The organism is Pseudoalteromonas sp. BSi20480 (assembly GCF_000241365.1).
Classification (GTDB): domain Bacteria; phylum Pseudomonadota; class Gammaproteobacteria; order Enterobacterales; family Alteromonadaceae; genus Pseudoalteromonas; species Pseudoalteromonas marina.
The window spans coordinates 1-9,497 of sequence record NZ_BADX01000039.1; the positions used below are offsets into that span (position 1 = coordinate 1).

General features: G+C 42.6%; 6 protein-coding genes and 1 pseudogene. 5 read left to right on the forward strand and 2 right to left on the reverse strand.

From position 1 onward, the window contains the following. Positions 1-71: 71 nt before the first annotated feature. Both P20480_RS13940 and P20480_RS13935 read right to left on the reverse strand, forming a co-directional pair. Positions 72-2,228 carry a TonB-dependent receptor family protein gene (locus tag P20480_RS13940; protein ID WP_008127664.1) on the reverse strand — a complete coding sequence of 719 codons (2,157 nt, stop codon included), beginning with the start codon at positions 2,226-2,228 and terminating at the stop codon, positions 72-74. 197 nt (positions 2,229-2,425) lie between these two features. Continuing rightward, complete coding sequence (locus tag P20480_RS13935) at positions 2,426-3,271, reverse strand: LysR family transcriptional regulator (RefSeq protein WP_008127667.1); 846 nt, start codon at positions 3,269-3,271, stop codon at positions 2,426-2,428. A gap of 126 nt (positions 3,272-3,397) precedes the next feature. On the opposite strand from P20480_RS13935, the gene P20480_RS13930 reads away from it, so the two are divergent. The 5 genes and pseudogenes from P20480_RS13930 to P20480_RS20065 all read left to right on the forward strand — a co-directional run. Continuing rightward, positions 3,398-3,997, forward strand: coding sequence for a hypothetical protein (locus P20480_RS13930; RefSeq protein WP_006794100.1), 600 nt, complete (start codon positions 3,398-3,400; stop codon positions 3,995-3,997). 93 nt (positions 3,998-4,090) lie between these two features. Beyond that, positions 4,091-5,173 (forward strand): glycine cleavage system aminomethyltransferase GcvT, encoded by a 1,083-nt coding sequence (gene gcvT, locus P20480_RS13925; RefSeq protein WP_006794101.1) that lies wholly within the window; start codon positions 4,091-4,093, stop codon positions 5,171-5,173. Between the two features lie 205 nt (positions 5,174-5,378). Continuing rightward, entirely contained in the window at positions 5,379-5,768 is a 390-nt protein-coding gene (gene gcvH, locus P20480_RS13920; protein WP_008127672.1) for a glycine cleavage system protein GcvH, read from the forward strand. A gap of 155 nt (positions 5,769-5,923) precedes the next feature. Then, positions 5,924-8,815 (forward strand): aminomethyl-transferring glycine dehydrogenase, encoded by a 2,892-nt coding sequence (gcvP, locus tag P20480_RS13915; RefSeq protein WP_008127674.1) that lies wholly within the window; start codon positions 5,924-5,926, stop codon positions 8,813-8,815. Between the two features lie 253 nt (positions 8,816-9,068). Next, positions 9,069-9,200, forward strand: a pseudogene (locus tag P20480_RS20065) (hypothetical protein); the annotation flags it as partial. Positions 9,201-9,497 lie beyond the last annotated feature (297 nt).

Genomic DNA, 9,497 nt, shown 5'->3' on the forward strand with positions numbered 1-9,497 from the left:
GTATCTACTATTTGCTTAGTATGGTGTGAGTAAAACGGTTTAGTTAACGAGCCGTTTTACTCAGCTACTACTTAAAAGCTGTATGTGTAGCCCATTTGAATACTACGAGGCTTACCTGGCTGAATACCGCCATTAGCACGGTTAGCTATATACGTTTTATCAAACAGGTTATCAACCGTTAAGTATACTTTTTGGTTGTCGTCGATTAAGTATTTAGCAGCTAAATCCCATACTACACGGCTATCAATTGCGTTTAAGCCTGAGTCAGATAGGTCGGCATGAGAATCAGATACGTAACGTATTTGGCTGTTAACAACAAACGATGCAAACTCAGCGCCTAACGATAAAGCAACTTGATTTTCAGGTACGTAAGGCATTGCGTCGCCTTTTTCTACCGAGCCCCAAATTTCTGAATCAAATGTGTTTTTAAACTCAGAGTCAGTGTATGTGTACGTTAATTTAACTGGAAATTGCGCAGCGTCTGTTGCAAAAGTACGACCCGCACTAAATTCAAAGCCCGATACTTCTACTTCACCGTAGTTGTATTGGTCGCCAATATTTTCGTCGCTACAACCCACAGCAGCAGTACAGTTACCGTGCATGTTGTCGTAATCAGAGAAAAACGCAATCACTTCACCGTTAAAGCCATCCATATTAAAGCGAGAGCCAAACTCAAGGTTTACACTTTCTTCTTCTTCTTGGTCAGCATTACCCGGTGCCGCTGGAGCGTAACCTTTTTGAATACCCGCAAGTAACGTCACGTTGTCGTTAAGTGTATAAGTAGCACCTAACGATGGCACTAAAATTTCAGTATCGTTAGAAATATCTTTAGTTAAGCCATTGCTACGAGTTGGATCTGATTTAGACCATTCTTCACGCGTAATGGTAATGTCTTCGTAACGAAGACCTGCATTAATAACTAACGCGTCTAGTGTCCATTCGTCTTGAACAAATAACGTGCTTGCTTTTGCGCTGTCTACACGGTTGCTATCTGAACCAGGTACACCTTGCGATGTAAGTGTCATGCTTAGGTCTTGATTAAGCGTGTATGTGTCTTGCCATTGGAAACGATCCATTTCGTCTTCGTGGTAACGCATACCTACAGTAATGTAGTGATCGCCTGCAGGAATATGTAATTCAGACTGAATGCCTTTTGCTTGGTAATCACGGTTGTTAGCTTTAACACCAATGCCTTCAATACCTTCGCTTGTTGGATTTGCTTCAAAGTCGCTGTATTGCTCAAGCGTGCTTGTTCCTACACTGCTTGCTTTATACCAGTTACGATGAAAATCGTTTAGGTAAGCGGTTGCAAGTAATTCGTAGCCTTCACCAAAACGGTACGCATAGTTTAGTTGGTAAGCGTTGTGGCGAGTGTTCATTTCATCGTTTTGCGATGCAGCGTAACGGCGATTAGGGTTTGCTTTGTAATCTTCGTCAGTTAAGCCCATGTAAGTTTCGTCTGATGTTTCGTCAGAATATTTTACTTTTAGCTCAATATTGTGGGCATCGTTTTTACCAAACGTATGACCAAACTTTAATAGTAAATCAGTTTTTTCAAAGCCCGTATTATCGCTACCAACAGGAAGCTCTTTAAAGCCGTCTGCGCCGTAGGTAAATACTTCAACCAAGCCAGACGTGTTGTTTTTTTCTTTACCAAAGTATGCGTGACCTTTGTAGTAGCCATCGCTACCAAGGGCTGCATCTACCATACCTTTAGAACTATTTGGCTCGGTTGGTAAGCTACGAGAAAGTAAGTTTAAAACGCCACCTGTAGTACGAGGACCGTACTTAACTGAGGCAGCACCTTTTAATACTTCAATTGTTTCCATACGACCCATAGTAGGGAAGTAGTAAGCAGAAGGCGCAGAGTAAGGCGCAGGTGCGACTAATACACCGTCTTCCATTACAGAAATTTTATCGTTACGGCCGGTACCAGTACCGCGCATACCAATGTTAGGGCGAAGGCCATAGCCATCTTCTTCTTGAACGTAAACACCCGGAACAGACGCTAAAACACGCGAAATATCGGTAAACTCAAATTTTTGAAGTTCTTCGTCAGAGATAAAAGTAGCCGAACCAGGAATGTCGTTTATAGCTTGCTGTGAGCCAATAACTGTAATTTGTTCAAAGCGTTGTTCTTTATCGCTGGTGTCTTTAGCCATTGCAGTGGCTGTAAAAGACAAAGCAACCGCAGTTGTAAGAGTAGATACTAAAAACTTAGGGTTCATTTTTGTCCTAATCACGTTGATTATCTAAATTGGCGTAATTTGAACACGTTAACGAATGAGAATCAATATTATTAAGTATAAAACTATTCATTTTTTTAGAACTAAAAACATATATTATGTAACTTAATTAACTTTTTTATATCTTTTGTATTGTTTTGTTATCGTGAAGCTAAGTATAAAGTTGAGTGTGTGTTTTATTAGCCTAAACGCAGGGCAATAAACTCAGCAAGCTTATCTACCGCATTTTCTGACTCCCCTGAACTTTTAACCAAGCTAATACCAATGTTGCCCAGTGCCGGTAAGTGTTTAGTGTGTACTTGGTAATTAAGCTCGCTGGGTACGGTACTTTTTGCCAGTACTGTTATACCAAGCCCTTCTTTTAATGCCGCAATAAGCCCCGTTAAGTCGGCGTTGCTATATACAATACGGTATTTTATGCCGGCATTTTTAAGCGCATCGGTAGCGCGGCGGCGATAAATACATCCCTCTGGCGCGGTTACTAAGGTAACCACTTGGTTTTTTGCTTGGTTTAAATCACCCACCCACACCAATTGGTCTTGCATAAAAATAGGAAATTTACTTGAGGTAAGTTGCTCGTTTAGCGCAAGCACTAGATCAAATTGGTCTTGCCTAGAAGCCGATAGCAAATGCTTACTTAATCGCGATTTAACTTCGAGCGATACTTCTGGGTACAGCGCCACAAAGTCGCCAATAATAGAAGGGAGTATACGCGCAGCAAATTCGCTAGGTATGCCTAAACGTACTTTTCCGGTAATGCTCTCTGACGTGAATTGCTGCAAAATGGCATCGTTGTATTGCATCATTTGTTTTGCCATAGGCAATAATAGTTCGCCGTACTGGTTTAGTACTTGGCGCTGGCCTTGCTTTTTAAATAATTTATAGCCTAATACATCTTCTAAACGCTTTATTTGTAAGCTTACCGCAGGTTGCGAAAGCCCCAAAAAGTCGCCGGCTTTGGCAAATCCGCCTACATCTACAATCATTACAAAGGTGCGTAAACTGTCGGTTGATATATTTTTCATATTTAAAATTACAATTTATGTGGCTACATATATAAGTATTATTTATCAATTGATAAATAATTACAATTTGTTGTTACAGACCCCGCGCAATATAATTTTAAGATTAAAAATACACAGGTGTTTGTTATGACTTTTAACCCAATAATGTTTGCCCGCCACAGCAACGCTAACAGCGCGGTTATAAACGCTTTGCAAGCAAATAACAGCACAGTTGTAATGGATTTTAGCGGCAGCGAAGCTTCTGTATTTTTAAGCAGTATTTTAGGCCACGATTTAACAAAATTAACGGCCAGCGGTTTAGGTTTAAAAGGCACATTAGATGGCGACTTTTATTCTGACTTTAGTTACGCCGTGTATTATTTTAGCGAAACCGCTTTTCGATTTGTATTACCTCACAGCGCAAGCCTGCAATTACAGTCACTTATAAACGAACAACAGCTTCGTTTTGATATTGACTACGTTATTCGTACCGACCTAACTAGCTTTACCTTAAGCGGCGAAAACGCCTTTGATACGCTAGTTGACGCCTTTAAATTAACACCCGGTTTGCGATTATCTGACGCACAACTATGCTACGGTGCGCAAAGCGGTGAGGTATTTATTACCGCGATTGATAACAAAGATGAGCAGCATTTTGTGCTCATAGCTAAAGCGCCAGAGCTACAAAAATGGCAAAGCTATATGCAAACGCAGGGTTTTGCAGTAATGCAAAACCAGGCCGCATAACAAAAACAACCAACAGGTAAACATAATAATGTTTGCCTGTTTTTAATTTAAGCCACGCCCATTAAGGGTTAATTTAAAACGTGAAGGAATGTTATGACTTCTAAAACTGTACTCCATGCTAAGCACCTAGAAGCGGGCGCAAAAATGGTTGATTTTCATGGCTGGGAAATGCCAATCAACTACGGCTCACAAATAGAAGAACATAATGCAGTGCGTAACGATGCAGGCATGTTTGACGTATCACACATGACTATTGTTGATATTGAAGGCGACCAAGCTAAAGCATTTTTACGTAAGCTTGTAGCAAACGACGTGGCTAAATTAACCGTCCCAGGTAAAGCACTTTACACCGGCATGCTTAACGAGCAAGGCGGCGTAATTGACGACCTTATTATTTACTTTTTCAGCGAAACGTTTTACCGCTTAGTGGTTAACTCGGCTACGCGCGAAAAAGACTTAGCGCATTTAGCTAATGTATCGAGCGATTTTGCCGTTACAGTGACTGAGCGCCCAGAGTTTGCAATGATTGCAGTGCAAGGCCCTAACGCACGCGAAAAAACAGGCACGCTTTTAAATGCAGAGCAACAAGCTGCAGTTGAAGGCATGAAGCCGTTTTTTGGTGTTCAAGTGGGTGATTTATTTATTGCTACAACGGGTTATACTGGCGAAGACGGTTACGAAATTGTAGTACCAAACGACCAAGCAGCCGATTTATGGCAACAACTGCTAGACGCAGGTGTTGCGCCAGCTGGTTTAGGTGCACGTGACACGCTACGTTTAGAAGCAGGTATGAACCTTTACGGCCTAGATATGGACGAAAGCGTATCGCCACTTGCAGCTAACATGGCATGGACCATTGCATGGGAACCAGAAGATCGTGACTTTATTGGCCGTGACGTACTGGTTAAACAACGCGCTGAAAAAAGCACCGACAAGCTTGTTGGTTTAGTACTTGAAGAAAAAGGCGTATTGCGTAGCGGTTCAAAAGTAATTGTTGACGGTGGAGAAGGGGTTATTACCTCAGGTACTTTTTCACCTACACTTGGTTTTAGTGTAGCCCTTGCACGTGTACCACGTTCAACAGGCGACACTGCTCAAGTAGAAATGCGCAAAAAATTAGTTAACGTTAAAGTAGTGAAGCCTAGCTTTGTACGTAACGGTAAATCAATAATTTAAAATTTGGTGTTATCACCCAATAATACCAATCATGTTGAGTTATTAATCACTTATAGCGACGGATAAATAGAGTGATAACAAGGCATTAATTTTGATATGTAGTTGTTCTACCTAAGAAATTAATAACGATGTTAGCGCTTTATTTAGACCGCTAGAGTGGCTAGATATTTAAGTTGATTGGTATCATAACCAAAGGAACAAGATAATGAGCAATATCCCTACTGAATTAAAATACGCTTCTTCACACGAGTGGGTTCGCGACGAAGGTGACGGTACCTTTACAGTTGGTATTACAGAACACGCGCAAGAACTACTTGGCGACATGGTGTTTGTTGAATTACCAGAAGTAGGCGACGAAGTAGACGCAGGCGAAGACTGTGCAGTAGCGGAGTCGGTTAAAGCTGCTTCAGACATTTACGCACCAATTGGTGGTGAAGTGATTGCTATTAATGAAGAGCTAGAAGACGCACCTGAAACAGTAAACAACGACGCGTACGGCGAAGGTTGGTTATTCCGTCTTAAAGCATCTGATGTGTCTGAGCTAGACAACCTATTAGACGCTGAAGGCTACTCGCACACTATCGACGAAGAGTAATCACTTTTTGTCTAAAGCCCCGCATGTTGAGTAAACAATCGGGGCTTTTATGATTTTACAGCTTATTACCCATACCCAGTAAGTTGCCAAATCATCATATATTTTAATCAATACTAGTTACCCATTAGTATTTAGGATCATAGGAATCTGGACACATGTCAAACGCCAAATCTCTTGAACAGTTAGAGCAAAAGCAAGATTTTATTCGCCGCCATATTGGGCCAAGCCCAGCGCAAGTAAGCGATATGCTAAGCGCTCTTGAAGTATCGAGTGTACAAGAGCTGATCGATCAAACTGTACCGGCTAACATTCGCCTAGAGCAACCGCTAAGCATTGGCGAAAGCCGTACTGAAGTTGAAACACTAAACTACTTAAAATCAGTAGCAAGCAAAAATAAAGTTTTCAAATCGTACATTGGCCAAGGCTACCACCCAACACATGTACCGCACGTAATTTTACGTAACGTACTTGAAAACCCGGGTTGGTATACAGCGTACACGCCGTATCAGCCAGAGATTGCACAAGGGCGTTTAGAATCATTACTAAACTTCCAGACTATGACCCTAGATTTAACCGGCCTTGATTTAGCAAGCGCGTCGTTACTTGACGAATCAACCGCTGCAGCCGAGGCAATGGGCCTTGCAAAACGCGTATCTAAAGCTAAAAAAGCCAATGCCTTTTTTATTGCCGACGACGTACACACACAAACTATCGACGTAGTAAGCACCCGTGCTGAGCAGTTTGGTTTTGAAATCATTATTGGTAAAGCGGCCGATGCCGTTAACCACGACATTTTTGGTGCATTATTCCAATACCCATCTACATCGGGCGAAATAGTTGACGTAACCGACCTAATTGCTGGCGTTCAAAGTAAAAAAGCCATTGCCTGTGTTGCTGCCGACATTATGAGTTTATTACTATTAAAAGCACCGGGTAAACTAGGCGCAGACGTAGTATTAGGTTCGGCTCAGCGTTTTGGTGTACCTATGGGTTACGGTGGTCCACATGCTGCATTTTTTGCAACACGTGACGCATACAAACGTTCATTACCAGGGCGTATTATTGGTGTATCTAAAGACCGTTTAGGTAACGACGCACTGCGTATGGCAATGCAAACGCGCGAACAACATATTCGCCGCGACAAAGCCAACTCAAACATTTGTACAGCGCAGGTATTACTTGCCAACATGGCGGCGTTTTATGCGGTGTACCATGGCCCACAAGGCTTAAAAACTATTGCGCAACGTATACACCGCTTTGCTGATATTTTAGCTGCAGGCCTAAAAACCAAAGGCATCACCCTTAAGCACAGCACGTGGTTTGATACGTTAACAATTGTTGGCGACAATAAAGATGACGTAATAGCACGTGCTCTTGCCAAAGGCGTTAACTTTGCTACAAACCACGACGGCGAATACTCAATTTCGGTTTCAGAAACCACAACCCGTGCAGACGTTGCCGAGCTATTTGATATTGTACTAGGTGAAGGCCATGGCGTAAGCGTAGACAGTATTGCAGCCGATATTGAAGCAAACGGTAGCGACTCTATTCCAGCGAGTCTAGTACGTGATGACGAAGTATTAACGCATCCAAACTTTAATAGCTACCACAGCGAAACAGACATGCTTCGCTACATTAAGCGCCTTGAAAACAAAGATTTAGCGCTTAACCACTCAATGATCTCGTTAGGTTCATGCACCATGAAACTAAACGCGACCGCTGAGATGATCCCAGTTACATGGCCTGAGTTTGCAAACCTTCACCCATTCTGCCCGCTAGACCAAGCAGAAGGTTATCAAATAATGATTAACGAGCTACACGACTGGCTAGTTAACATTACGGGTTACGATGCGGTTTCACTTCAGCCAAACTCGGGTGCACAAGGTGAATACGCAGGCTTAATTGCCATTCGTAAATACCACGAGTCACGAGGGGATGCACACCGTAACGTATGTTTAATTCCAAGCTCAGCACACGGTACTAACCCAGCGTCGGCACAAATGGCGAGCATGAAAATTGTTGTGGTTAACTGTGATAAAAACGGCAACATCGACATGGAAGACTTAAAAGCGAAAGCTGAAGACGTGTCTGAAAACCTGTCGTGTGCCATGATCACATACCCATCTACCCATGGTGTTTACGAAGAAACCATTCGTGAACTATGCGACATTATTCATGAGCACGGTGGCCAAGTTTACATGGACGGCGCAAACATGAACGCGCAAGTGGGTGTAACAAGCCCAGGCTTTATTGGTTCAGACGTATCGCACTTAAACTTGCATAAAACGTTTTGTATTCCACACGGTGGCGGCGGCCCAGGTGTAGGCCCAATTGGTGTTAAATCGCACCTTGCGCCATTTATGCCAAACCATAGCGTAATTAACGTACCGGGTACAAACATTAACAACGGTGCCGTATCCGCAGCGCCTTACGGCTCAGCCGCTATTTTACCTATTTCATGGGCGTACATTGCCATGATGGGGTCAGAGGGCTTAAAACAAGCCACTGAAATGGCGATTGTGAACGCTAACTACTTAACGCACGAGTTAAGCCAGCACTTCCCAATTTTATACCGTGGCCGTAACAATCGCGTTGCGCACGAATGTATTGTTGACTTACGCCCATTAAAAGAAGCGTCAGGCATTACTGAAATGGACGTAGCTAAGCGCTTGCAAGATTACGGCTTCCACTCACCCACTATGTCGTTCCCAGTTGCGGGCACGCTAATGATTGAGCCAACTGAGTCTGAGTCAAAAGGCGAGATAGACCGCTTTATCGAAGCAATGGTGTCAATCAAAGGCGAAATTGATAAAGTAATCTCTGGCGAATGGTCAATCGAAAACAACCCACTTGTGTTTGCACCGCATACACAAGCTGACGTACTTGGCAACGAATGGGACCGCGCGTACGACCGTTTTTACGCTGCATTCCCAGTGCCTTCGGTAGCTAAAGACAAGTTCTGGCCAACTGTTACACGTATCGATGATGTATACGGCGACCGTAACTTAGTATGTTCATGCCCAGCGGTTGAGACTTATCGTGACTAATTTTTGAACTTTGATGGGTAGTAAGTTCTACTGTAGAGTGGGATTTATCAAAATTATAAAAGCCGTTGCAGTAATGCAACGGCTTTTTTGTGTGTTTAAATATTGTAGACGCACAGCTTGCTGGCGTGTTGGGCGCAGCCCAAAAGGTGTTTAACTGTTGTTGGCGCATACTTTGTTTGCTTTTGGCTCATTGAGGGATTAGAAACCTAATTCAAGGCTTTGTCGCGCTGGCTACAGCAGTCAAAGAGAGGCTGATGAATGGGTAAATAAACCAAACAAAGAGTTCAATGAACAGTCTGCTTTGGAGTTTATGATTGGTGGAGATATAGAGCGATTGAAGCAAGTTAGAGAGTTTGTTGATGGGCCATTTTACTCTATTCATTGAATTGTACCTATCAGTGAATAGTGAGAAAAACAATTTTAATCTTAAGAATTAGAATTAGAATTATTCCTTACAGAAGTTGTTGACTTCGCTGAGGAATTTATTTACCTTAAAAAGAGACTAAATTGCAGTCGGCTACAGAGCATGTTTGCTCTAACTTTATACTCCGCTCCCTATCTATTGCACGGGAGGTTTCAGCTGCAAACCGGTTATACCGGATACTTTATGTGAAACCTAACTTCATTATTTTTGGAGAATACTATGTGCAGGATTGATGCGCCTTTTGGCAATATCACCTTT

Bases quoted from the DNA above. Each gene is read 5' to 3' on its own strand.
- P20480_RS13940 (WP_008127664.1), bottom strand. From the start codon at position 2,228: ATGAACCCTAAGTTTTTAGTATCTACTCTTACAACTGCGGTTGCTTTG.
- P20480_RS13935 (WP_008127667.1), bottom strand. From the start codon at position 3,271: ATGAAAAATATATCAACCGACAGTTTACGCACCTTTGTAATGATTGTA.
- P20480_RS13930 (WP_006794100.1), top strand. From the start codon at position 3,398: ATGACTTTTAACCCAATAATGTTTGCCCGCCACAGCAACGCTAACAGC.
- gcvT (WP_006794101.1), top strand. From the start codon at position 4,091: ATGACTTCTAAAACTGTACTCCATGCTAAGCACCTAGAAGCGGGCGCA.
- gcvH (WP_008127672.1), top strand. From the start codon at position 5,379: ATGAGCAATATCCCTACTGAATTAAAATACGCTTCTTCACACGAGTGG.
- gcvP (WP_008127674.1), top strand. From the start codon at position 5,924: ATGTCAAACGCCAAATCTCTTGAACAGTTAGAGCAAAAGCAAGATTTT.